The sequence below is a fragment of the Rhodosalinus sediminis genome (assembly GCF_003385555.1).
GTDB lineage: Bacteria > Pseudomonadota > Alphaproteobacteria > Rhodobacterales > Rhodobacteraceae > Rhodosalinus > Rhodosalinus sediminis.
Window position 1 is genome coordinate 286,697 of record NZ_QOHR01000001.1, and the last position, 22,323, is coordinate 309,019.

Annotated in this window: 22 protein-coding genes; 12 read left to right on the plus strand and 10 right to left on the minus strand. The window is 72.8% G+C overall.

Going from position 1 to position 22,323, the window contains the following annotated elements; all coding sequences use genetic code 11:
* Positions 1-41 precede the first annotated feature (41 nt).
* Positions 42-1,097, plus strand: coding sequence for a cytochrome-c peroxidase (locus DRV84_RS01425; RefSeq protein ID WP_115977955.1), 1,056 nt, complete (start codon positions 42-44; stop codon positions 1,095-1,097).
* A 64-nt stretch (positions 1,098-1,161) separates the two neighbouring features.
* Here the strand turns inward: DRV84_RS01425 and DRV84_RS01430 are convergent, their stop codons facing one another.
* The gene (locus DRV84_RS01430; protein WP_115978049.1) at positions 1,162-1,725 is read right to left on the minus strand and encodes a TlpA family protein disulfide reductase; all 564 of its coding nucleotides are present in this window, start codon (positions 1,723-1,725) and stop codon (positions 1,162-1,164) included.
* A gap of 21 nt (positions 1,726-1,746) precedes the next feature.
* On the opposite strand from DRV84_RS01430, the gene argH reads away from it, so the two are divergent.
* The 5 genes from argH (at position 1,747) to DRV84_RS01450 (ending at position 7,628) form a co-directional block, all read left to right on the plus strand.
* A complete protein-coding gene (gene argH / locus DRV84_RS01435; protein WP_115977956.1) occupies positions 1,747-3,138 on the plus strand; it encodes an argininosuccinate lyase in 1,392 nt (463 codons plus the stop codon).
* Positions 3,135-3,278, plus strand: coding sequence for a hypothetical protein (locus tag DRV84_RS15530; protein WP_158547714.1), 144 nt, complete (start codon positions 3,135-3,137; stop codon positions 3,276-3,278). Before argH ends, DRV84_RS15530 begins: the two co-directional genes overlap by 4 nt.
* 1 nt (position 3,279) lies before the next feature.
* A complete protein-coding gene (locus DRV84_RS01440; protein ID WP_115977957.1) occupies positions 3,280-3,618 on the plus strand; it encodes a DUF2834 domain-containing protein in 339 nt (112 codons plus the stop codon).
* Positions 3,619-3,710: 92 nt separating this feature from the next.
* Positions 3,711-4,976, plus strand: coding sequence for a diaminopimelate decarboxylase (lysA, locus tag DRV84_RS01445; protein ID WP_115977958.1), 1,266 nt, complete (start codon positions 3,711-3,713; stop codon positions 4,974-4,976).
* 60 nt (positions 4,977-5,036) lie between these two features.
* The gene (locus DRV84_RS01450; protein WP_115977959.1) at positions 5,037-7,628 is read left to right on the plus strand and encodes a TIGR02302 family protein; all 2,592 of its coding nucleotides are present in this window, start codon (positions 5,037-5,039) and stop codon (positions 7,626-7,628) included.
* 440 nt (positions 7,629-8,068) lie between these two features.
* Here the strand turns inward: DRV84_RS01450 and DRV84_RS01455 are convergent, their stop codons facing one another.
* The 3 genes from DRV84_RS01455 to DRV84_RS01465 form a co-directional block, all read right to left on the minus strand.
* Positions 8,069-8,566: a MarR family winged helix-turn-helix transcriptional regulator gene (locus tag DRV84_RS01455; RefSeq protein WP_192881380.1), complete on the minus strand. Its 498-nt coding sequence runs from the start codon at positions 8,564-8,566 to the stop codon at positions 8,069-8,071.
* A 90-nt stretch (positions 8,567-8,656) separates the two neighbouring features.
* The gene (locus DRV84_RS01460) at positions 8,657-8,881 is read right to left on the minus strand and encodes a succinate dehydrogenase assembly factor 2 (RefSeq protein WP_115978051.1); all 225 of its coding nucleotides are present in this window, start codon (positions 8,879-8,881) and stop codon (positions 8,657-8,659) included.
* Between the two features lie 38 nt (positions 8,882-8,919).
* Positions 8,920-9,327, minus strand: coding sequence for a helix-turn-helix domain-containing protein (locus DRV84_RS01465; RefSeq protein ID WP_115977960.1), 408 nt, complete (start codon positions 9,325-9,327; stop codon positions 8,920-8,922).
* A gap of 89 nt (positions 9,328-9,416) precedes the next feature.
* Between DRV84_RS01465 and DRV84_RS01470 the strand changes: the two genes are divergently transcribed.
* Both DRV84_RS01470 and DRV84_RS01475 read left to right on the plus strand, forming a co-directional pair.
* Complete coding sequence (locus DRV84_RS01470) at positions 9,417-10,622, plus strand: pyridoxal phosphate-dependent aminotransferase (protein WP_115977961.1); 1,206 nt, start codon at positions 9,417-9,419, stop codon at positions 10,620-10,622.
* Positions 10,619-11,020 (plus strand): hypothetical protein, encoded by a 402-nt coding sequence (locus tag DRV84_RS01475; RefSeq protein WP_115977962.1) that lies wholly within the window; start codon positions 10,619-10,621, stop codon positions 11,018-11,020. Before DRV84_RS01470 ends, DRV84_RS01475 begins: the two co-directional genes overlap by 4 nt.
* On the opposite strand, the gene DRV84_RS01480 is transcribed toward DRV84_RS01475, so the two are convergent.
* The 3 genes from DRV84_RS01480 to DRV84_RS01490 are packed head-to-tail and all read right to left on the minus strand — an operon-like array spanning position 11,017 to position 13,912.
* Positions 11,017-12,390, minus strand: coding sequence for an MATE family efflux transporter (locus DRV84_RS01480; RefSeq protein WP_239994951.1), 1,374 nt, complete (start codon positions 12,388-12,390; stop codon positions 11,017-11,019). The genes DRV84_RS01475 and DRV84_RS01480 overlap by 4 nt on opposite strands.
* Positions 12,391-12,431: 41 nt before the next feature.
* Positions 12,432-13,298, minus strand: a complete 867-nt coding sequence (locus DRV84_RS01485; protein WP_115977963.1) for a nickel/cobalt transporter — start codon at positions 13,296-13,298, stop codon at positions 12,432-12,434.
* Positions 13,280-13,912: a DUF1007 family protein gene (locus tag DRV84_RS01490; protein ID WP_115977964.1), complete on the minus strand. Its 633-nt coding sequence runs from the start codon at positions 13,910-13,912 to the stop codon at positions 13,280-13,282. The genes DRV84_RS01485 and DRV84_RS01490 overlap by 19 nt, the downstream gene beginning before the upstream one ends.
* A 160-nt stretch (positions 13,913-14,072) precedes the next feature.
* Here DRV84_RS01490 and parE point away from each other — a divergent pair, with 160 nt between their 5' ends.
* The 3 genes from parE (at position 14,073) to DRV84_RS01505 (ending at position 17,527) form a co-directional block, all read left to right on the plus strand.
* Entirely contained in the window at positions 14,073-16,031 is a 1,959-nt protein-coding gene (gene parE / locus DRV84_RS01495) for a DNA topoisomerase IV subunit B (protein ID WP_115977965.1), read from the plus strand.
* 201 nt (positions 16,032-16,232) lie between these two features.
* The gene (locus DRV84_RS01500; RefSeq protein ID WP_239994952.1) at positions 16,233-16,547 is read left to right on the plus strand and encodes a hypothetical protein; all 315 of its coding nucleotides are present in this window, start codon (positions 16,233-16,235) and stop codon (positions 16,545-16,547) included.
* 29 nt (positions 16,548-16,576) lie between these two features.
* Positions 16,577-17,527, plus strand: coding sequence for a LysR family transcriptional regulator (locus DRV84_RS01505; protein WP_115977967.1), 951 nt, complete (start codon positions 16,577-16,579; stop codon positions 17,525-17,527).
* Between the two features lies 1 nt (position 17,528).
* On the opposite strand, the gene DRV84_RS01510 is transcribed toward DRV84_RS01505, so the two are convergent.
* Both DRV84_RS01510 and glyA read right to left on the minus strand, forming a co-directional pair.
* A complete protein-coding gene (locus DRV84_RS01510) occupies positions 17,529-18,296 on the minus strand; it encodes an alpha/beta fold hydrolase (RefSeq protein WP_115977968.1) in 768 nt (255 codons plus the stop codon).
* A gap of 112 nt (positions 18,297-18,408) precedes the next feature.
* The gene (gene glyA / locus DRV84_RS01515; RefSeq protein WP_115977969.1) at positions 18,409-19,704 is read right to left on the minus strand and encodes a serine hydroxymethyltransferase; all 1,296 of its coding nucleotides are present in this window, start codon (positions 19,702-19,704) and stop codon (positions 18,409-18,411) included.
* 162 nt (positions 19,705-19,866) lie between these two features.
* Here glyA and DRV84_RS01520 point away from each other — a divergent pair, with 162 nt between their 5' ends.
* A complete protein-coding gene (locus DRV84_RS01520) occupies positions 19,867-20,628 on the plus strand; it encodes an NAD kinase (protein ID WP_115977970.1) in 762 nt (253 codons plus the stop codon).
* A 111-nt stretch (positions 20,629-20,739) separates the two neighbouring features.
* Here DRV84_RS01520 and DRV84_RS01525 read toward each other — a convergent pair whose 3' ends face one another.
* Entirely contained in the window at positions 20,740-22,167 is a 1,428-nt protein-coding gene (locus DRV84_RS01525; protein WP_115977971.1) for an amidase, read from the minus strand.
* Positions 22,168-22,323 lie beyond the last annotated feature (156 nt).

A 22,323-nucleotide genomic window follows, 5' to 3' on the forward strand; every position in this document is an offset into this window, starting at 1 on the left:
GTCGCGGGGAAACGTGCGATCTACGGACCAAGGAGGCCCGCATGAAATCCCTTACAGCCACGTTGGCCGGAAGCGCCGCCGCTTTCGCGCTGGCCAGCCCCGCCATGGCGCAGGACGAACTTCGCGACTGGGCGCTGGACATGTTCAGCCCCGTGCCCGCGACCGTTCCGGCGCTCGAGGACAACATCGTCACCCCCGAGAAGGTCGATCTGGGCAAGGCGCTCTTCTTCGACCCGCGCATGTCCGCCTCGGGCGTGTTCTCCTGCAACTCCTGCCACAACGTGGGCACGGGCGGCGACGACAACATGCCGACCTCGGTCGGCCACGGCTGGCAGACCGGCCCGCGCAATTCGCCCACGGTGTTCAACGCCGTCTTCAACGAGGCGCAGTTCTGGGACGGCCGCGCCGCCGACCTCGCCGAGCAGGCGAAGGGCCCGGTGCAGGCGGGCGTCGAGATGGCGAACACGCCGGACAACGTGCTCAAGACGCTGAACTCGATGCCGGAATACGTCGAGTGGTTCGAGGAGTCCTTCCCCGGTGAGGACGACCCGGTCACCTTCGACAACTTCGCCAAGGCGATCGAGGCCTTCGAGGCGACGCTCATCACGCCCGCGCCCTTCGACGCCTGGCTGAACGGCAACGACGCCGCCATGACCGAGGAGCAAGTCGCTGGCCTCGAGACCTTCCTCGAGGCGGGCTGCGCGAGCTGCCACAACGGCGTGAACCTCGGCGGCAACGGCTACTATCCCTTCGGCCTCGTCGAGAAGCCGGGCGCGGAAATCCTGCCCGAGGGCGACAAGGGCCGCTACCAGGTGACCGAGACGGCGGTGGACGAATACGTCTTCCGCGCCTCGCCGCTGCGCAACATCACGGAGACGGCGCCCTATTTCCACTCCGGCGTGGTCTGGGACCTGCGCACCGCCGTGGACATCATGGCGAGCTCGCAGCTCGGCGCCGACCTGAGCGAGCAGGAGATCGACGAACTCACCGCCTTCCTCGGCGCGCTTACGGGCGAGGTGCCGGAGATCACCTACCCGATGCTGCCCGCGGAGACGGCGGAGACGCCGCGCCCGTCGAGCGAAGTGCTGCCGAACTGATCCGGCACGCCTGACGGTGACACGAGACCCCCGGCGGCGGCGCCGGGGGTCTTTTGCTGTGCGCTCAGCCCTCCGCGCCGATCAGCGCCGCGACGATGGCCTTCGCGCTGTCCGAGGCCCATTCGGCGTCGCCGCGCAGGCGCGCGATCTCCTCGCCCTCGGGCGACAGGATCACCGTGATCGGCAGGCCGAAGATGCCCATCTCGCGGGCGAGCGCCTGACGCGGGTCGCGGTGGAGCGGGAGGTTGTCCACGCCGATCTCCTCGAAGAAGGCGCGCATGCCGGGCACCGCGTTGCGCCCGGTGGCGACGGTGACCACCTCGAAGGACTCGCCGCCGAACTCTTCCTGAAGCTCGGAGAGATAGGGCATCTCCTCGCGGCAGGGGGCGCACCACGTCGCCCAGAAATTCAGCACCACGTGCTTGCCCGCGTAGGCGTCCAGCGTGAGCTCGCCGCCGTCGACCGTCTCGAAGGCGGCCTCTCCGGCGGGCTTCGGCGTCTCGTGCCAGGCGAGCTTCTTCATGTCGCCCTCGGCGAGCGCGGCGAGCGCCTGCGTGTCGGCGGCCGCCGCGGCGTTTGCGCCGAGCGCGAGGGCCGTATAAAGGGCGATGGACTTCAGATACCGCATCATTCCTCCGGGCGGGACGCCATGACTGACCAGACCTCCAACGCGATGTGGGGCGGCCGCTTCGCCGCCGGACCGGACGCCGTCATGGAGGCGATCAACGCCTCCATCGGCTTCGACCAGCGGCTCGCGGCGCAGGACATCGCGGGCTCGCGCGCCCATGCGGCGATGCTCGCCGCCACGGGCATCCTGAGCCATAGCGACGCCGAGGCGATCCGGGAAGGGCTGCTCACGGTCTTGTCAGAGATCGAGGGGGGCGACTTCGCATTCTCCCCCGCGCTCGAGGACATCCACATGAACGTCGAGGCGCGGCTGAAGGAGATCGTGGGCGAGGCGGCCGGGCGGCTCCATACCGCGCGCTCGCGCAACGACCAGGTGGCGACCGATTTCCGCCTCTGGGTGCGCGACCAGATCGACGCGGCCGACGCCGGCCTCGCCGCGCTCCAGCGCGCGCTCGTGGCGCAGGCGGAGGCGGGCGCGGACCTCGTGATGCCGGGGTTCACCCATCTGCAGACCGCGCAGCCGGTGACATGGGGCCACCACATGCTGGCCTACGTCGAGATGTTCGCGCGCGACCGCGGGCGGCTCGCCGACGCGCGGCGCCGGCTGAACGAGTGCCCGCTCGGCGCCGCGGCGCTCGCCGGGACGGGCTTTCCCATCGACCGGGAGATGACGGCGCGCGAGCTCGGCTTCGACCGGCCGACGGCCAATTCGCTGGACGCGGTCAGCGACCGCGACTTCGCGCTGGAGTTCCTCTCGGCCGCCTCGATCTGCGCGATGCACCTTTCGCGGCTGTCCGAGGAGCTGGTGATCTGGGCCTCGGCGCAGTTCCGCTTCGTGCGGCTCTCGGATCGCTTCTCGACCGGGTCGTCGATCATGCCGCAGAAGAAGAACCCCGACGCGGCCGAGCTCATCCGCGCCAAGATCGGCCGCATCCTCGGCGCGACGATGGCGCTCTTCACGGTGATGAAGGGGCTGCCGCTCGCCTATTCCAAGGACATGCAGGAGGACAAGGAGCAGGTCTTCGACGCCGCCGACGCGCTCATGCTCTCGCTCGCCGCGATGGAGGGGATGGTGCGCGACATGGAGGCGAACGCCCCGGCGCTCGAGGCGGCGGCCGCGACCGGCTTCTCGACGGCGACCGACCTCGCGGACTGGCTCGTGCGCGAGCTCGGGCTACCCTTCCGGGAGGCGCATCACGTCACGGGCCGCCTCGTCGCGGCGGCGGAGGCGAAGGGCTGCGACCTGCCCGACCTCTCGCTCGCCGAGATGCAGGCGGTGCACGAGAGCATCCGCGCGGATGTCTTCGACGTGCTGGGCGTGCACAATTCGGTGGCCTCGCGCACCAGCTACGGCGGCACGGCGCCCGCCCGCGTGCGCGAGCAGGTGGCGGCCTGGAAGGAGCGGCTGGGATGAGACTGGGACTTGCACTCGCGGCGCTCGCGGCGCTCGCCGCCTGCGGCGCGGACGGCGCGCCCGAGCGGCCGGGGGCGGAGACGCGCTCCGGCGTGACGCTCTCCGGCGAGGCGCGCTTCGGCCTGACGGGAGCCTGGTGAGATGGGGCGGCTCAAGTATCTCTGGCTCGCCCTCGCGCTCTGGGGGACGGTGCATCCGATGTACTGGTTCCTGTCGTGGTTCCGCGCCAACGGCTTCGACCTCGCGGGCATGGTGGAGGCGTGGCACGCCAACGCGGCGACCTCGGGCCTCGTCTGGGACCTGACCGTCGCGGCGGTGACGCTCACGCTCTGGATCCTCGTGGACGCGGTCGGGCGGCGCGACTGGCTCTCGCTCTTGGCGATCCCGACGATCTTCGGCATCGGGGTGAGCTGCGGGCTGCCGCTCTACCTCTATTTCCGCGCGCGCTTCGCCGGGGCCGCCGCCGCCAGCACGGGCTGAGCCGTCGCGGTCCGCCGCTGGCGCGGCGGGCCTCCGGCGGGGATATTTTCGCCAAGAAGAAGCAGGGGCGCGCCGCGCCCCGGGAGACGCGGATGGATCATTTCGTCTATCGGGAGGGGCGCCTCTTCGCCGAGGAGGTGCCGGTCGCCGGGATCGCGGCGCAGGTGGGCACGCCCTTCTATGTCTACTCGGCCGCGACGCTCGCGCGGCATTACCGGCTCTTCGACGAGGCGCTGGCCTGGGGGCCGCACCTAGTGTGCTTCGCGGTCAAGGCGGCCTCGAACCTCGCGCTGCTGAAGCTTCTGGGCGAAATGGGCGCGGGCATGGACGTGGTCTCGGGCGGGGAATACCGCCGGGCGCGCGCCGCGGGCGTGCCGGGCGAGCGGATCGTTTTTTCCGGCGTGGGCAAGACGCGCGAGGAGATGCGCCTCGCGCTCGAGGGGGGCGTGCGCCAGCTCAACGTGGAAAGCGAGCCGGAGATGCGCGCGCTCTCGCAGGTGGCCGTGGCGCTCGGCGTGACGGCGCCGATCAGCGTGCGGGTGAACCCGGACGTGGACGCGAAAACCCACGCCAAGATCGCCACCGGCAAGGCGGAGAACAAGTTCGGCGTGCCGATCGCGCGGGCGCGCGAGGTCTACGCCGAGGCCGCGCGCCTGCCGGGGCTCGAGGTCGTGGGCATCGACGTGCACATCGGCAGCCAGCTCACCGAGCTCGCGCCCTTCGAGGCGGCCTATACCAAGGTCGCGGAGCTGACGGAGACCCTGCGCGGGGACGGGCACGACATCCGGCGGCTCGACCTCGGCGGCGGGCTCGGCATTCCCTACGCGCGCTCGAACGAGGTGCCGCCGCTGCCGGCCGATTACGGCGCGCTCATCCGGCGCACGGTCGGGCATCTGGGCTGCGAGATCGAGATCGAGCCGGGCCGCCTGATCGCGGGGAACGCGGGGCTCCTGGTCTCTGCCGTGATCTACGCCAAGGAGGGCGAGGGGCGCGATTTCCTGATCCTCGACGCGGCGATGAACGATCTGATCCGGCCCGCGATGTACGACGCCTGGCACGACATCGTGCCGGTGACCGAGGCGCCGGCGGAGGCCGCGCGCGCGCCCGTCGACGTGGTCGGCCCCGTCTGCGAGACGGGCGACACCTTCGCGCGCGGCCGCCCGCTGCCGCCGCTGGACGAGGGCGATCTGGTCGCCTTCCGCTCCGCCGGCGCCTACGGCGCGGTCATGGCGGGGGAGTACAACACCCGCCCGCTGATCCCCGAGGTGCTGGTGAGCGGCGATCACGTCGCCGTCATACGCGCGCGGCCGACCTTTGACGAAATGCTCGCGCGCGATACCATTCCAGAATGGCTGTAGCGGCGTGACGCGCGCCGGTCGGCCCGACCCCCTGGGCGGCTGCGGGAGAGCCGAGGCGCGATGGACGAGCGAGAGAGCGGCGACACCGATATCCTGACGCGGCTCGGCCGCCCGCTGCGCCTGACCCGGCTCGGCATGGCGGCGGAGCGCGCGGCGCGCGCCTTCTGGCCGCTCTGGTCGATCGTGGCGGCGGCGCTCGCGCTCCTGATGCTCGGCGTGCAGGACGCGGTCGCCGTGGAGGGCGTCTGGGCCGCCGGCGCGGTCACCGGCCTCGCCGCGCTCTGGGCGCTCCGGCACGGGCTGCGCCGCTTCCGCTGGCCCGGCCGGGTGGAGGCGATGGCGCGGCTCGACGCGACGATGCCGGGGCGGCCGATCTCCTCGGTGCTCGACGCGCAGGCGGTGGGCGCCACGGACGCGGCCTCCGCCGCCGTCTGGCGCGCGCATCGGGCGCGCATGGCCGCCCGCGCCGCAGAGGCCCGCGCGCCGCGGCCCGACCTGAACGTCGCACGGCGCGACCCCTTCGCGCTGCGCTACGTCGCGCTCCTCGCGCTGGCGGTGGCGCTGCTTTTCGGCTCGGTGCTGCGCATCGGCTCGGTCGCTGAAATGGCGCCGGGGCAGGCGCAGGCGCTCGCCGGCGGCCCCGCCTGGGAGGGCTGGGTCGAGCCGCCGGCCTACACGCGCCTGCCGGCCGTCTATCTCAACGACATCACGGCGGAGCAGCTTTCCGTCGCCGAGGGCAGCCAGGTGACGCTCCGCCTCTACGGCGAGGTCGGCGCGCTTTCCGTGCGCGAGACGGTGTCGGACCGGCCCGCGCCGGAAAAGCCCGCCGCGTCGCCCAGCCAGGTGTTCGAGGTGACGGGCGACGGTCGCCTCGCTGTCGAGGGGCCGGGCGGGCGCGCCTGGCAGATCGCGCTGCGCCCGGATCAGCCGCCGCGGGTGGCGCTCGAGGGCGCGCCGGAGGCGACCGCGCAGGGCGAGATGCAGCTGCCGTTCTCGGCCGGGGACGACTACGGCGTGACGGGCGGCGAAGCGCGGCTCGCGCTCGACCTCGCGGAGGTGGACCGGCGCTACGGCCTCGCCACCGAGCCGGAGGCGCGCCCGGCGATCGAAGTCCCCCTGCCGCTGCCGATCTCGGGCGACCGGGCGGAGTTCGAGCAGACGCTGGTCGAGGATTTCTCCAAGCACCCCTGGGCGAACCTGCCGGTCGAGGTGCGCCTCACGGTGGAGGATGCCGCGGGGCAGACCGGGCGCTCCGAGCCGCGGACCATCACGCTGCCGGGGCGGCGCTTCTTCGACCCGCTCGCCGCCTCCGTGGCCGAGCAGCGCCGCGATCTCCTCTGGTCGCGCGCGAACGCCCGCCGCGTGTCGCAGGTGCTGCGCGCGGTCTCGCACCTGCCGGACGATGTGTTCCGCTCCGAGACCTCGGCGCTGCGCCTGCGCGTGACGCTCGAACGGCTCGAGACCTACGCGCGCCACGGCCTGACCAAGGACCAGCGCGACGACATCGCCGAGGCGCTCTGGGATCTCGCCGTGGAGCTCGAGGAGGGCGACCTCGCCGACGCGCTGGAGCGACTGCGCCGCGCGCAGGACCGGCTCGAGGAGGCGATGCGCAACGGCGCCTCGGACGCCGAGATCGCGGAGCTCATGCAGGAGCTGCGCGAGGCGACGGACGACTACCTGCGCGAACTGGCGCGGCGCCAGATGCAGGAGGGCGAGCAGGGCCAGCAGAACCAGCAGGCGCAACAGTCGCCCGGCATGGAGATGACGCAGAACGACCTGCAGGAGATGATGGACCGCATCCAGGAACTGATGGAGCAGGGCCGCATGGCCGAGGCGCAGGAGGCGCTGCGCCAGCTTCAGCAGATGATGGAGAACATGCGCGTCACCCAGGGGCAGGGTCAGCCCTCGCCCGGGCAGCAGGCGATGGAGGGCCTCGCCGAGACGCTGCGCGATCAGCAGGGCCTCTCGGACGAGGCGTTCCGCGAGTTGCAGGAGCAGTTCAACCCCGGCCAGCAGGGCCAGCGCGGGCAACAGGGCCAGCAAGGGCAACAGGGTCAGCAGGCGCGGCCCGGCCAGCCCGGACAGGGGCAGCAGGGCCGCCCCGGCCAACCGGGCCGGGGCCAGCAGCAGGTCGAGCCGGGCGAGGGCGAGGGTCTCGGCGACTCGCTCGAGGAGCGCCAGCGCGCGCTCCGCGACGAGCTGCGCCGCCAGCGCCAGGGCATGCCCGGTCTCGGCGGCGAAGAGGGCGAGGCGGCCGAGGAGGCGCTTGACCGCGCCGAGGGCGCGATGGAAGGCGCCGAACGCGCGCTGCGGGACGGCGACCTGGCCGAAGCGATCGACCGGCAGGCCGAGGCGATGGACGCGCTCCGCGAGGGCATGCGCAACATGGGCGAGGCGCTCGCGCAGGAGCAGCGGCAGGGCCAGGGCCAGCAGGGCATGGCCGAGGGCGACCCGTCGGGCGAGCCGCGCGACCCGCTCGGGCGCAGCACGGGGCAGGGCGGCCAGCTCGGGACCGAGGAGAACCTCCTGCAGGGCGAGGACGTGCGCCGGCGCGCGCAGAACCTGCTCGAGGAGCTCCGCCGCCGCAGCGGCGAGGCCGCACGCCCCGAGGTCGAACGCGAGTATCTCGAGCGGCTGCTGGAACGCTTCTGAACCCCGGCGCGCCCCTGCCGGCGGCCGGCTTCCCTCCGTGTCGCGCGGCGGCGCCGCGGCGAGGTCGCCGACCGGCACGAGGCCGTCGTGCAGGTCGAGAGACGCAGGGCCGATGCCGTGCGCCCCATGAGACTGTCGCGCACCCGACCGCCGTCACGCCCGCGCCTGGCGAGGCGGTGCAAGGCGCACGGACGATTCGCCGGTCCTGTCCCCGCCGGCGGCCAGCGCGCCGTCCCGCACGAACGTCGCTGGCGATGCCCTGCGCGACGCCCCACGCTCCGGACGCGCACCGCGCCCCCGCCGGACGGACCGTCCGGCGCAACGTCCGTGCAAAGCCGCGACCGGCCCCTTCTTCTTGGTCCAAATATCCTCGGGGGGTGAATTGGCCGAAGGCCAAGAGGGGGGCAGACAGCCCCCCTCCCGCGGGCCGGCCATGTCCCTCAGTAGATGTAGCGGATCTGGTCGCTCCAGTAGCGTTCGAGCCGGCGCAGCGTGTGCGTCATCTCGTCGAGCGCGTCGAGGTCGAGCACCTGCGCCGAGACGAGCCCCTCTGCGTGGCGCGCGAAGAGCGCGGCGACGGTGCGGCGGATCTCCTGCCCTCGGGGCGTCAGGCGCACGCGCACGGCGCGGCGGTCGATCTCGCAGCGCTTGTGGTGCATGAAGCCGCCCTCGACCAGTTTCTTGAGGTTGTAGCTGACGTTCGAGCCCTGGTAGTAGCCGCGGCTCTTGAGCTCTCCGGCGGTGACCTCGTTGTCGCCGATGTTGAAGAGCAAAAGCGCCTGCACCGCGTTCACCTCGAGCACGCCGACGCGCTCGAACTCGTCCTTGATGACGTCGAGCAGCAGCCGGTGCAGCCGCTCGACGAGCGAGAGCGCATCGAGATACCCGGCCATCACCCCGCGCTCGGCCCCGGCCGGAAGGGGCGTGTTCATGTTCATGTCGTCGCCTCCGCCTCGGTGGACGACGACACCCTCGCGCGGAATACCGAACAAGCGGTTAAATCGCGCCGTGGTCGCGTAAAATCCGCTCTATTCCGTACTCGGAAGCAGGGCCTGGATGGCGGCGACGGCCTCTGCGTGGCGCTCGGGCGGCGGCGTCTGGCCGGAGATCCAGGCGTAGAGGTCGGTGTCGCCCTCCTCGAGCAGCGCCTCGTATTGGTCGAGCGCGGCGGCGTCGAGCGACGCGCCCTCGGCCTCGAAGTAGCGCATGAGGATGACGTCCATCTCCTTGGTGCCGCGCCGCATCGAGCGCATGGCGAGGCGGCGCAGCCGGGTGTCGCGGTCCTCCGGGCTCACTGGCCGGTCTCCCTGAGCTGCACGCGCAGCTGCTTTTCCAGCCGGGCGAGGCGGTCGGAGGCCGACTTGAGCTCGGTGCGCAGCTCGCGCATGGAGGCGAGGATGCGGCCGACCTCGGCGGGCACCTCCGCGGTGTCCTCCGGCCCGTCGAGGCCGTCGCCCTCGCCGGTCAGCAGCCACATGATCGAGACGTTCAGGATGCCGGCCATCATCGAGAGCCGGTTGGCGCGCGGCTCGCTCAGGTCGTCCTCCCAGCCGCGCAGCGTCGAGAGCTTCACGCCCAGCCGGCGCGCCAGCTGCGCCTGGGTCATCGCCGCGCGCTCGCGCGCCGCGGCGAGCCGGTCGCCGAATGTGGCGACCTCGGGGCCGTACCAGTTGACGGCCTCCTGAAGATCCTCGTTCATCCGTCTCTCCCTTCCGCGGCCGGGGCCGCTTGATCCGTCGTTCGCCGGCAGCCTATGACATGGGCTGTCCGCCTTCAAACCGGTGCCGCATGATCCCTCTTTCCGCGTCCCTCGCCCGCGTGCGCCCCTCTCCCACCGTCGCCGCGAGCCAGCGCGCGCGGGAGTTGATCGCCGCCGGGCGCGACGTGATCTCGCTCAGCGCCGGCGAACCCGACTTTGACACGCCGCGCCACGTCAAGGACGCGGCGATTGCGGCACTCGAAGGGGGGAAAACGAAATATACCGCCCCCGACGGCATCCCCGAGCTCAAGGCGGCCATCGCGGCGAAGTTCCGCCGCGAGAACGGGCTCGACTACGCCCGGGAGGAGATCACCGTCGGATCGGGCGGCAAGCAGGTGATCTTCAACGCGCTGATGGCGACGCTGAACCCCGGCGACGAGGTGGTGATCCCCGCGCCCTACTGGGTCAGCTACCCCGACATCGTGCGCCTCGCCGGGGCCGAGCCGGTGATCGTCGAGACGGAGATGGCCGCGGGCTTCAAGCTCGCGCCCGCGGCGCTCGAGGCCGCGATCACGCCGCGCACGCGATGGGTGCTGCTGAACTCGCCCGGCAATCCCTCGGGCGCGGGCTACGGCCGCGCCGAGCTCGCTGCGCTGGCCGAGGTGCTCCTGCGCCACGAGCAAGTGCTCGTCCTCGCCGACGACATCTACGAGCACATCGCCTACGAGGGCTTCACCTTCGCCACGCCCGCGGAGGTCGCGCCGCGCCTGCGCGACCGCACGCTGACGCTCAACGGCGTCTCCAAGGCCTACGCGATGACCGGCTGGCGCATCGGCTACGCGGGCGGGCCGGCGGAGCTGATCGCGGCGATGGGCAAGCTTCAGTCGCAGAGCACCACCTGCCCGGCGGCGCTCAGCCAGTGGGCGGCGGTCGCCGCGCTCGAGGGGCCGCAGGACTTCCTCGCCGAGGCGCGCGCCGCCTACCGCCGGCGGCGCGATCTGGTGGTCGAGCGGCTGAACGCGATTCCCGGCGTCGCGTGCCCGGTGCCGGAGGGCGCCTTCTACGTCTATCCCTCGATCGCGGGGCTCATCGGGCGCACCACCGCCGGCGGCCGGCGGATCGGCAGCGATCAGGATTTCACCGACGCGCTTCTGGAGGAGCAGGGGGTCGCGGCGGTCTTCGGCGCGGCCTTCGGCCTCTCGCCGCATTTCCGGGTGAGCTACGCCACCTCCGACGCGGTGCTGGAGGACGCCTGCGCGCGCATCGCCGCCTTCGTCGGGGGCATGCGGGCATGAGCGACCTGCCGGCCTATTACTTCCGCGTGCGCGAGACCGGCGCGCTCGTCTTTCGCGTGGACGGCGCCAACCGGCACAGCCGCCTCGAGATGGACCCGATCGCGGTGGTCAATGTCCGCAACGGCCAGATCCGGCCGCAGGGCGACCGCACGCTCGACGACGCGGACCACGCCGCCATCCGCGACTGGATGGAGGAACGCCGCGCGGTGCTCGCCGCGCGCGAGATGGACGACATCCGCCGCACGCTCGACCGGATCAACCTCGCCGCGCAATGGGCGCAGAGCCGCGCGACCGACGCCGAACTGGAGGAGGTGACGGACGGCCTGCTGCTGGCGATGCACGACCTGCGCACCGTGCTCGTGCGCAAGAAGGCCGAGCGCGCCGCGCGCGAGGACTAGGCGCGCGCCACGCGCGCACGCAGGCGCGGCACCGCGCGGCCCCAGAAGCGCGCCATCATCAGCACCCCCGCGCAGGCGAGGCCCAGCGTCATGCCCAGCCACACCCCCGCGCCGCCCCAGTCGAGGACGAAGCCCATCACGAGCGCGCCGGGGATGCCGACGCCCCAGTAGCTGACCGAGGCCATGACCATCGGCACCGTGGTGTCGCGCACCCCGCGCAAAAGGCCGAGCGCCATGACCTGCGCGGCGTCCACCAGCTGAAAGAGCGCGGCGATGGCGAGGAGCGTCGCGCCGAGCGCCATGATCTCGGCCCGCGCGGGCTCCTCCGGGTCGAGGAAGAGCGCGTAGAGCGGCCCCGGCGCCGTCAGGAACAACAGGATCGTCACCCCTGCCGCGAGCGCGCTCAGCGCGAGGACGGCGCGCGCGCCGCGGGTCAGGTGCTCGGCGTCGCCGAGCCCGTAGGCGTTGCCCGCCCGGATCGTCGCCGCGTTCGAGAGCCCCATGTGCATCATGAAGAAGGCCGAGGTGACCTGCAGCGCGATGCCGTGCGCGGCGAGCGGGATGGTCCCGAGCCAGCCCATCATCACCGAGGAGAAGGAAAAAAGCGCCACCTCGGCGAGATTCGTCACCCCGATCGTCGCGCCCATGCGCGCCACCTCGCGGAAGGCGTCCCAGTCCGGCCGCCAGAGCCGCGCGAAGAGCCGGTGCCCGGGCAGCACGACCGCGGCGTAGGCCGCCGAGAAGAGAAGTGCGAGCGCATTGGTCGAGACGCTCGCCACCGCCGCGCCGCGCAGGCCCAGCTCGGGCGCGCCCCAGTTGCCGAAGATCAGCGCGTAGTTGAACCCGGCGTTGGCCACCGCCGCGGCGACGGTGATCCAGAGCACGACCTGCGTGCGCCCGAGCGCGGCGAGATAGGACTTCAGCACCATCACGAGAAGCGCGGGCAGGAGCCCCGGCCCCGCGATGCGCAGGTAGGTCTCGGCCGCCGCCGAGAGCTCCGGCGTCTGCCCGAGCGCGCGCATAACCGGCGCCGAGAACCACACCAGCGGCAGGCAGGCGAGCGCGAAGAGCGTCGAGAGCCAGAGCCCCATGCGCGTGACGCGGCGGATCGCCGTCTCGTCCGCCTCCGCCTCGGCCGAGGCGACGAGGGGCATCACCGCCCAGGCGATGCCCGATCCCATGATCCAGAGCATGAACCAGAGCGCCGTCGCCAGCGTCAGCGCCGCGAGCCCCTCGACCGAGTGCCAGCCCATCATCACCGTGTCGGTGAGATGGATGGCGAACTGCGCCAGATGCCCGCCGACGAGCGGCAGGCCCAGCACGAGGATCGCGCGGAGGTGGCGGGGATAGGTCATCCGGGGCGCGGCCATGGCCGCGGCTTACGCACCGCCCCCGCCGCCCGCAAGGCGCCTCAGACGAGCCGCAGCGCCATCTGCCACGAGAGCGCCGCGATGACCGCGCCCGCGCCCACCTCGAGAAGCGGCGCGGCGCGGGCGAGCGTGCGGCTCTCCGAGAGCTGCGCCAGCGCGCCCTCGCGCGCGGTGAGCGCGGCGAGGGCCACCGCGACGGTCACGCTCGCCGTGCCGAGGGCCATCGCCATGACCCCCGCGATCCCCTGCCAGACGAGGTCCATCCGCCAGGTCAGCACCAGCAGAAAGAGCGCCCCGGTGCAGGGGCGCAGCGCCACCGCCCCGATCAGCGCTGCCGCGTCGCGCCAGCCGGTGACCCGCGCGGCGGCCTCGGGGCCCGGCCCGTGGGCGTGCCCGCAACAGGCCGCCTCCGCCCGCAGCCGCATGAGGCGGCGCGCGCCGCGCAGGACAAGCCACGCGCCGATCGCGCCGACGGCGGCGTAGGAGAGCGGCGCGAGCCAGGACTCTGCGGTCCCGGTCAGCTGCGCCCGAGTCAGCCCGAGCGCCCAGACCCCGCCGTAGACGAGCGCCACGGCGCTCGCCCCCTGCGCGAGGCTCGAAGCGAGCGCGAGCGCCGAGAGCCGCGCCGCCGGCACCCGGGTGCCCGCCGCGTAGCCCCCGAGCAGGAGCTTGCCGTGCCCGGGCCCGGCCGCGTGGAAGAAGCCGTAGGCGAAGGTGACGCCCACGAGCGCGGCGAGCGCGCCGGGCTCGCCCGCGCGCAGCGCGCGCAGGGGCGCGGCCATCGCGCGCTGCGCGGCCTGCTGGCCCTCGGCGGCGCGGCGCGCGACCTCCTCGGCGCCGCCGAGCAGCCAGAGCCAGCCCGCCGCGAGGCCGACGGCGGCGAGCCCGATCAGGAGGAGGGCGCGCATGCGATCCGGGCCCCGTCGGCGTAGAGATGGCCGACCTCCAGCACCTCGAAGGTCATCTCGTCCACCGCGCCGGCCATCTCGGCCACCTTGCGGTCGGCGGCGGCCTCGTCCGCCGGCTCGATCTCGGCGCGGCAGCCCTCGGGCGGGGTGACTTGGGTCAGGGTGTAGTCCACGAAGAAGGTCGGGTCGTAGGCCTCCAGCACCGTGCCCGCGGCCGGGACGGGGGCGACCGGGCGGCGGTGGCTCGCCACGATGCGCGCGTTCTCGACGGCGATGCCCGTGGCCTCGGGCAGGCCGATATCGGCGGTCGCCTCGCCGCGGCGGAGGTAGATGTCGCCCTCGAAATCCTCGGGCCAGATCTCGAGGTCGAAACCGCGCAGCTCCGCGAGCTCCGCCTCGGTGAGCTCGGCGTCGCCGTCGGGGTCGAGCCCCATGTCCTCGAGGATCATCAGCGTCGAGAACTCGTCGTAGGTCCAGGTGACCTCGACCGCGGTGATCCGCCCCTCCGCGTCCGCCTCGAGCGTCACCGCCGTATCGACGAACATGTGCGGATGCGCGGCGCCGGGGACGGGCGCGAGCGCGAGGGCCGTCGCGGTCAGGGCAGGGCGCAGCATGCGCGGAAAGCTAGGCGCCGCCCGCGCCCGCCGCAAGCGCGGCGCGCCGCGCGGTCGGCGGCGCTCCGCCGCCCGCCGCGTGGCGGACCCGTGCGCAGCCCCTTTCCGGGCGGCGCGGTTGCTGGTCTAATGGTGGACCAAACAGAAGGGCCGGGCAGGCATGGCAGACGATCTTCTCTCTCAGCAGGGACACGGCGACTACGACGCTTCCTCGATCGAGGTGCTCGAGGGGCTGGAGCCGGTGCGCAAGCGCCCCGGCATGTACATCGGCGGCACCGACGAGCGCGCGCTCCATCACATGGCCGCCGAGGTGCTCGACAACGCGATGGACGAGGCCGTCGCCGGCCACGCGAGCCGCATCGAGATGGAGCTGCACGCCGATGGCGCGCTCACCATCCGCGACAACGGTCGGGGCATCCCCGTCGATCCGCACCCGAAGTTTCCCGAGAAGTCCGCGCTCGAGGTGATCCTCTGCACGCTTCATGCGGGCGGCAAGTTCTCGGGCAAGGCCTATCAGACGAGCGGCGGCCTGCACGGCGTCGGCGCCTCGGTCGTCAACGCGCTTTCGGACACGATGACCGTGCAGGTGGCGCGCAACAAGGTGCTGCACGAACAGCGCTTCGCCCGCGGCAAGCCGCAGGGCCCGGTTGAGGAGGTCGGCGCGGCGCCCAACCGGCGCGGCACCACCGTCACCTTTCACCCCGACGCCGAGATCTTCGGCGCCGCGCGCTTCAAGCCCGCGCGCCTCTTCGCCCTCGCGCGGTCGAAGGCCTATCTCTTCTCCGGCGTCGAGATCCGCTGGAAATCAAACGTGGACGACGGCGAGACCCCGGCCGAGGCGACCTTCCGCTTCCCGGGCGGGCTCGCCGACTACCTCGCCGAGCGCCTCGAGGGCGCGACGACCTATTCCGAGCGCCCCTTCGCCGGCAAGGTCGATTTCGAGGAACGCTTCGGCCGCCCCGGCAAGGTCGAATGGGCGATCAACTGGACGCCCGCGCGCGACGGTTTCGTGCAGAGCTACTGCAACACCGTGCCCACGCCCGAGGGCGGCACGCACGAACAGGGCTTCTGGGCGGCGATCCTGAAGGGCATCCGCGCCTACGGCGAGCTCGCGAACAACAAGAAGGCCGCGCAGATCACCCGCGAGGATCTCATGGGCGGGGGCTGCGCGCTCGTCTCCTGCTTCATCCGCGAGCCGGAGTTCGTGGGCCAGACCAAGGACCGCCTTGCCACCGCCGAGGCGGCGAAGCTGGTGGAAGGCGCCGTGCGCGACCACTTCGACAACTGGCTCGCCGCCGATCCGAAGAGCGCGGGCGCGATTCTCGATTTCCTCGTGCTGCGCGCCGAGGAGCGCCAGCGCCGCAAGCAGGAGAAGGAGACCGCGCGCAAGTCCGCCACGCGCAAGCTGCGCCTGCCGGGCAAGCTCGTGGACTGCACGGCGAACGCGCGCGAGGGCACGGAGCTCTTCATCGTCGAGGGCGACAGCGCGGGCGGCTCGGCCAAGGCGGCGCGCGAGCGGCGCACGCAGGCGCTCCTGCCGCTCCGGGGCAAGATCCTGAACGTGCTCGGCGCGGCCTCCTCCAAGCTCGGGCAGAACGCCGAGATCAACGACCTCTCCCAGGCGCTGGGCGTGGGGCTCGGCACGAAGTTCCGCCTCGACGACCTGCGCTACGAGAAGGTCATCATCATGACCGACGCCGACGTGGACGGCGCGCATATCGCCTCGCTGCTGATGACCTTCTTCTTCAGCCAGATGCGCCCGCTGATCGACCACGGGCACCTCTATCTCGCCTGCCCGCCGCTCTACCGGCTGACGCAGGGCGCGAAGCGCGTCTACGCCCTCGACGACGCGGAGCGGGAGGCGTGGATGCAGACGGGCCTCGGCGGCAAGGGCAGGATCGAGGTCAGCCGCTTCAAGGGCCTTGGCGAGATGGACGCCAAGGACCTGAAAGAGACCACGATGGACCCGGCCTCCCGCCGGCTGATCCGGGTGACCATCGACGACGACGAACCGGGCGAGACCGGCGACCTCGTCGAGCGTCTTATGGGCAAGAAACCGGAACTGCGGTTCCAGTACATCTCCGAGAACGCGCGGTTCGTGGAAGAGCTGGATGTGTGAGCGGCCGCAGGGTGCGTGCCGGGCCCGCGCCCTGCGCCGGCCGCGGCGGCGGCGGCTATCCCGCCTGCGGCGCGACCCTTTGTGAAGCTGCGACAACGGCTGTGCCCCCACCACCCCCCAGTTGAAACCCGGCCCGCGCGCGGGCATGGTGACGAGGACACGGGCGCGGGGCGTCCGGAGGGGCCAATCCGGAGAGGCGGCATGAGCGGAGCGGGGCGTGCGGTCCTGGCGGGCGGGGTGATGCTGACGCTCGCGGCCTGCGGGGCGGGGCGGTTGCAGAACGCCTGCATCGATTCGGGGCGCGCCGGGGCCAATCCGGCGCTCTGCGGCTGCGTGCAGGCGGTGGCCGACCGGGAGCTCGACCGGGGCGACCGGCGCCTCGCGGCGAGCTTCTACGACAATCCGCAGCGCGCGCAGGACATCCGGCAATCCGACAGGCCGGCCGACCGGCGCTTCTGGGATCGCTACACCGCCTTCGCCGATGAGGTGGAGCGCAGCTGCGCGCGGCTGCGCTGACCGGGCGGCGCGCCCGCCGGGAGGAGGCGATGGGGTTCAAGGGCGTCACCCTGCGCGGGCTCGAGGTGTTCGAGGCGCTCGCCGCGACCGGCTCCGTCGCCGAGGCGGCGGCGCGCACGGGGCTCTCCGCCCCCGCCGTCTCGCAGCAGTTGCGCAACCTCGAGGCGGCGCTCGGCACCGCGCTCGTGGATCACGCGCGCCGGCCGATGCAGCTGACGCCGGCGGGGCGGCATTTCCTGCCGCGGGCGCGCGAGGTGCTCTCGCAACTGCGCCTCGCGCAGTCCGAGATCACGATGATGGATCTCTCGGGGCTCACGACGCTGGCGCTCGGGCTGATCGACGATTTCGACAGCGACCTGACGCCGCGCCTCGCCACGATCCTCGCCGAGAACATGGCGCGCTGCCGCTTCCGGATGGTCACCGCGCCGAGCCACGAGATCACGCAGGCGGTGGCCGAGCGCCGCCTCGATCTCGGCGTCGCGGCGCGCCCGGGCACCCCGCCCGAGGGCCTCGCCGAGCGGCCGCTGGTGCGCGATCCCTTCATCCTCGTCACGCCGCGCGGCCCGCAGGAGGGGCAGGCGGCGCTCGGGCGGCTGCCGTTCCTGCGCTACGACCGCACGCAGCTCATCGGCCGCACGATCGAGGCGCATCTGCGCAGCGAAGGGGCCGAGTATCCCGAGCGCTTCGAGATCGGCGCGCATCAGGCGCTGATGGCGCTGGTGGCGCGCGGCGCGGGCTGGGCGATCACGACGCCTTTGGGCTACATGCGCGCGGCGCGGCTGCACGACCGGATCGCGGCGCACCCGCTGCCCTTCGCGCCGCTGTCGCGCACGATCTCGCTTTTCGCCGGGGCCGACTGGGCGAGCCCGGTGCCCGAGGACATCGCGCGCACGATCCGCGATCTCGTGGAGACGCAGGTGGTGGGCCCGGCGCGCGCGCAGCTTCCCTGGCTCGAGGGCGCGCTGCGGACGCTGGGGTGAGTCACGCCTCGAGGAAGGCGCGCACCGCCGCCTCGAACTCGCGCGGCTTGTCGGCGTGCAGCCAGTGCCCCGCGCCCGGGATCTTCGCCATGCGCGCGGCGGGGAAGAGCACCTTGATCCGCGCGCGGTGCTCGGGGCGGATATAGTCGCTCTCGGCCCCCGCGAGGAAGAGCGCCGGGCCGTCGAAGGGGCCCGTGACCTCCGGAAAGCCGAGGATCGCGTCCATGTCCCGCGCGAGGGCGTCGAGGTGGAGCCGCCAGCGCCGCGCCTTGGCGTCGAGCGACTGCGCGAGAAAGGCGGCGAGGCCCTGCGCGTCCTCCCCGCCCAAATGCTGCGCGAGGGCGGCGGTCGCCTCCGCCCGGCTGTCGATCCCGGAGAGGTCGAGCGCGCACATCGCTTCGAGCGCGGGCGCCTGCGAATGCGCGTAGGCGACGGGCGCGATGTCGGCCACGACGAGCCGGCGCAGGCCCGCGGGCGCGGTGAGCGCGAGGACCATCGCCGCCTTGCCGCCCATCGAATGACCCAGCAGGTCGCAGTCCCGCCTCTCCGCCGCGATCACCTCGGCCAGGTCGGCGGCCATGCCGGGGTAGTCGTGGCGTTCGGTGCGGGGGCTTTCGCTGTGGTTGCGCATGTCCACAGCGATCACCTCGCGCGTGTCGGAGAGGCGCTTGGCGATCACGCCCCAGTTGCGGCCCGAGCCGAAGAGCCCGTGCGCGATGACGAGCGGCGGGCGGTCGGTGGGCGTGCCGTGGCGGGTCAGGGCGAGCATGGCGCGTCCCTAGCGCGCCACGCTCCGGTTTGCCAGCCTCGCAGGCGCGACCCCCTCCCGTCCGGTCGGTCGTCGCGGGACGCGCCCGGGCGGGCGCGCCGCGCGCCGCGGCTCAGAGCTGCGGGTAGAGCGGGAAGCGGCCGCAGAGCTCGGCGACCTCGCCCTTGACCTTCTCCTCGACCGCGCCGTTGCCCTCCTCGCCGTTGGTGGCGAGGCCGTCGACCACCTCGGTGATCCAGCGGCCCACCTGCCGGAACTCCGGCTCGCCGAAGCCGCGCGTGGTGCCGGCCGGCGAGCCGAGGCGGATGCCGGAGGTCACCATAGGCTTCTCGGTGTCGAAGGGGATGCCGTTCTTGTTGCAGGTGATGTGCGCGCGGCCGAGCGCCTTTTCGGTGGCGTTGCCCTTCACGCCCTTTGGCCGCAGATCGACGAGCAGCACGTGGCTGTCGGTGCCGCCGGTCACGAGGTCCAGCCCCCCCTCGACGAGCGATTCGCCGAGCGCCTTGGCGTTGGCGATCACCTGCTTCTGGTAGGTCTTGAACTCCGGGCGCAGCGCCTCGCCGAAGGCGACGGCCTTGGCCGCGATGACGTGCATCAGCGGTCCGCCCTGGATGCCGGGGAAGATGGCGGAGTTGAACTTCTTCGCCAGCGCCGCGTCGTCGGTCAGGATCATGCCGCCGCGCGGGCCGCGCAGCGTCTTGTGCGTGGTCGTCGTGGCGACATGGACGTGCGGGAAGGGCGAGGGATAGACGCCCGCCGCGATCAGCCCGGCGAAATGCGCGACATCGGCGAGCAGCCAAGCGCCCACGCTGTCGGCGATCTCGCGGAAGCGCGCGAAGTCGAGCTGGCGCGGAATGGCCGAGCCGCCGGCGATGATCATCGCCGGCTTGTGCTCCTCGGCGAGCCGCGCGATCTCGTCGTAGTCCACGTCGAGGGTGTCGCGCCTCACGCCGTATTGCACGGCGTTGAACCACTTGCCCGACTGGTTCGGCGCCGCGCCGTGGGTCAGGTGCCCGCCGGCGTCGAGGCTCATGCCGAGGATGGTGTCGCCGGGCTTCAGCAGCGCGAGCGAGACCGCCTGGTTCGCCTGGCTGCCGGAGTTGGGCTGCACGTTGGCGAAGCCGCAGCCGAAGAGCTTCGTCGCGCGCTCGATCGCGAGCTCCTCGGCGACGTCCACCCACTGGCAGCCGCCGTAGTAGCGCCGGCCGGGGTAGCCCTCGGCGTACTTGTTGGTCATCACCGAGCCCTGCGCCTCCATCACGGCGGCGGAGACGATGTTCTCGGAGGCGATCAGCTCGATCTCGTCGCGCTGGCGGCCGAGCTCGCCGCGGATGGCGTCGAAGAGTTCGGCGTCGCGGCTTTCGAGGCTTTCGGTGAAGAAGCCGTCGTCGCGGTGCGGGGCGTTCATGCGCGGTCCTCCTCTGTCGGGGTCGGCCCGGACATACCGGAAAGGGGGCCACGGTAAAAGGCCGGAAAGCGGCAGGGCGTCCTCTGGACGCGGCGCGCACTGGTGCGCGGCGCCGATCCGTGCTTGTCTCGCGCCGCACGACGCGCCGCGCGAGGGACCCGCATGAGCCTCCGGATCGCCTTCACCGCTTCGGACTGGGACGTGGCGCAGGAGGCGCGCGACCGCCTCAAAGCGCGCTACGGCGACGCGCCCGAGGAGACCGCCGACGTCATCGTCGCCCTCGGCGGCGACGGCTTCATGCTGGGCACGCTGCACCGGACGTCGCACCTCTCGGCGCCGGTCTACGGGATGAACCGGGGCACCGTGGGCTTCCTGATGAACGCGTATTCCGAGGATGACCTGCCCGCGCGGATCGCGGCTGCGGAAGAGACGGTCATCAACCCGCTCGCCATGCGCGCCGAGGCCGCGGACGGCACGGTGCAGGAGGCGCTCGCCATCAACGAGGTCTCGATCCTGCGCGCCGGGCCGCAGGCCGCGAAGCTCCGGATCACGGTGGACGGCAAGCTGAGGATGGAGGAGCTCGTCTGCGACGGCGCGCTCGTGGCGACGCCGGCGGGCTCGACGGCCTACAACTACTCGGCGCACGGCCCGATCCTGCCCATCGGCTGTGACGTCCTCGCGCTGACGGCGATCGCGCCCTTCCGGCCGCGGCGCTGGCGCGGCGCGCTCCTGCCCAAGACGGCGACGGTGCGCTTCGACGTGCTCGACCACGAGAAGCGCCCGGTGATGGCGGATGCGGATTCGCGCGCCGCGCACGACGTGGTCCGCGTCGACGTGCGCTCGGAGCCCGCGATCGCGCACCGGCTCCTCTTCGATCCGGGCCACGGGCTGGAGGAACGGCTCATTCAGGAGCAGTTCGTCTGACGAAAGGGAGATTTTTCGTACGAAAAATCTCCCCCGCCGCGCCCTGTCTCCGCGCGCGCCCTGCCGCGCCGGCCCCGCGCGGCGATTTTTCGTACGAAAAATCGCCCCCGTTCAGCCCATGCGCGCCCAGAGCCGCGGCGCCATGGGCCCCACGCGCGCCTCGATCGCAGCCATGGCGTCCACGACGAGGTCCTCGCGCCAGCGCCGGCCGACGATCTGCACGCCGATGGGCTGCGGCCCCTGCGGCAGCTCCGCGAGCCGGGCGGGCACGTTGCCGGCGGGCAGTCCGAGGAAGTTCATCGCGAAGGACCAGAGCGCGGAGCCAAGCGCCTCGGTCATGCCCTCGGCCCCTTCGAGGTCGCGGTCGGGCGCGAAGAAGGGATGCGCGAGGAAGGGCGTGAGCGCGAGCGGATAGGTCTCCTGAAAGACCGACCAGGCGCGGGCGAAGGCGCTGCGCTCGGCCATGGCCGCGAGAAGCTCGGCGCCCTCGTAGGGCGGATACTGGCGGAAGTATTCCTCGAAGAGCGCGCGGAAGGCGGGCGAGCCGTTGCGCGCGAACTCCTCGGAGAGCAGCGCCTTCGTCTCGCCCATCAGCGCGCGGTAGCCCACGCGCGCGGCCTCGGGCATGGCGGGCGGCGTGATCTCCTCGACGGCGTAGCCCGCCGCGGCCAGCGCCTCCGCCGCCGTGTCCAGCGCCGCGGAGACCTCCGGGTGGAGGGCAAAGCCGAAGCAGTCCTTCGTGAAGGCCACGCGCAGCGGCGCGTCGAGCGGGGGGGCCGCCCAGGGCAGGGGCACGTGGAACGGGTCGCGCGGGTCGGGCGCGATCAGGCCCGGCATCGCGAGCGCGAGATCCGCGGCGCTGCGCGCGAGAAGGCCCTGCACCGACATGGACTGCGCGAGCATCCCCCGCTCGGCCTTCTGCGACGGGTTGTAGGCAGGCACCCGGCCGAGGCCGGGCTTGACGGTCACCGCCCCGTTGGCCGCGGCGGGGAAGCGCAGGCTGCCGCCGATGTCGTTGCCGTGCGCGAGTGCGCCGATCCCGGCCATCACCGCCGCGCCCGCGCCGCCCGAGGAGCCCCCGGGCGAGACATGATCGCCCCAGGGGTTGTGCGTGCGCCCGTGGAGCGGATTGTCCGTGTCCGCGCGGAAGGAATACTCGGGCGTGTTCGTGCGCCCGATCGGCACCGCCCCCGCCTTCAGGAGGTTCGCGACCACCGGCGCGTCGTCGGGCGCGATCAGCTCGGCGTAGGCCGTGACGCCGTTGGTGGTGGCGCAGCCCTTCTGGTCCACGTTGACCTTGACCGTCACCGGCACGCCGTGGAGCGGCCCGGTCACCCCGCCCGCGTCGAGCGCGTCGGCGCGGGCGCGCGCCGCCTCGGCGAGGCTCTCGACCACGGCGTTCAGCCGCGGGTTGACCGCCTCCATCCGCGCGAGCGCGGCCTCCGTCGCGGCGCGCGCCGTCAGGCGGCCCGTGCGGATCGCCTCGGCCGTCTCGGCGGCGGAGAGGCGCCATGGTTCGTCAGCGTCGGTCCCGGTCATGGCGCGTCCCTTTCAGAGTGCGGAGCCGTGGCGCGCCCGTGTCGGGCGGTGGGGCGAGCCATCGGGGCATATGTGGTCGCCACGCTGGGCGGCGGCGTCGTTGTGGTGGCGCGGCCCGCGTCGCGGGGGCCGCGCCGGCCGTGGCGGTCCGCTTCG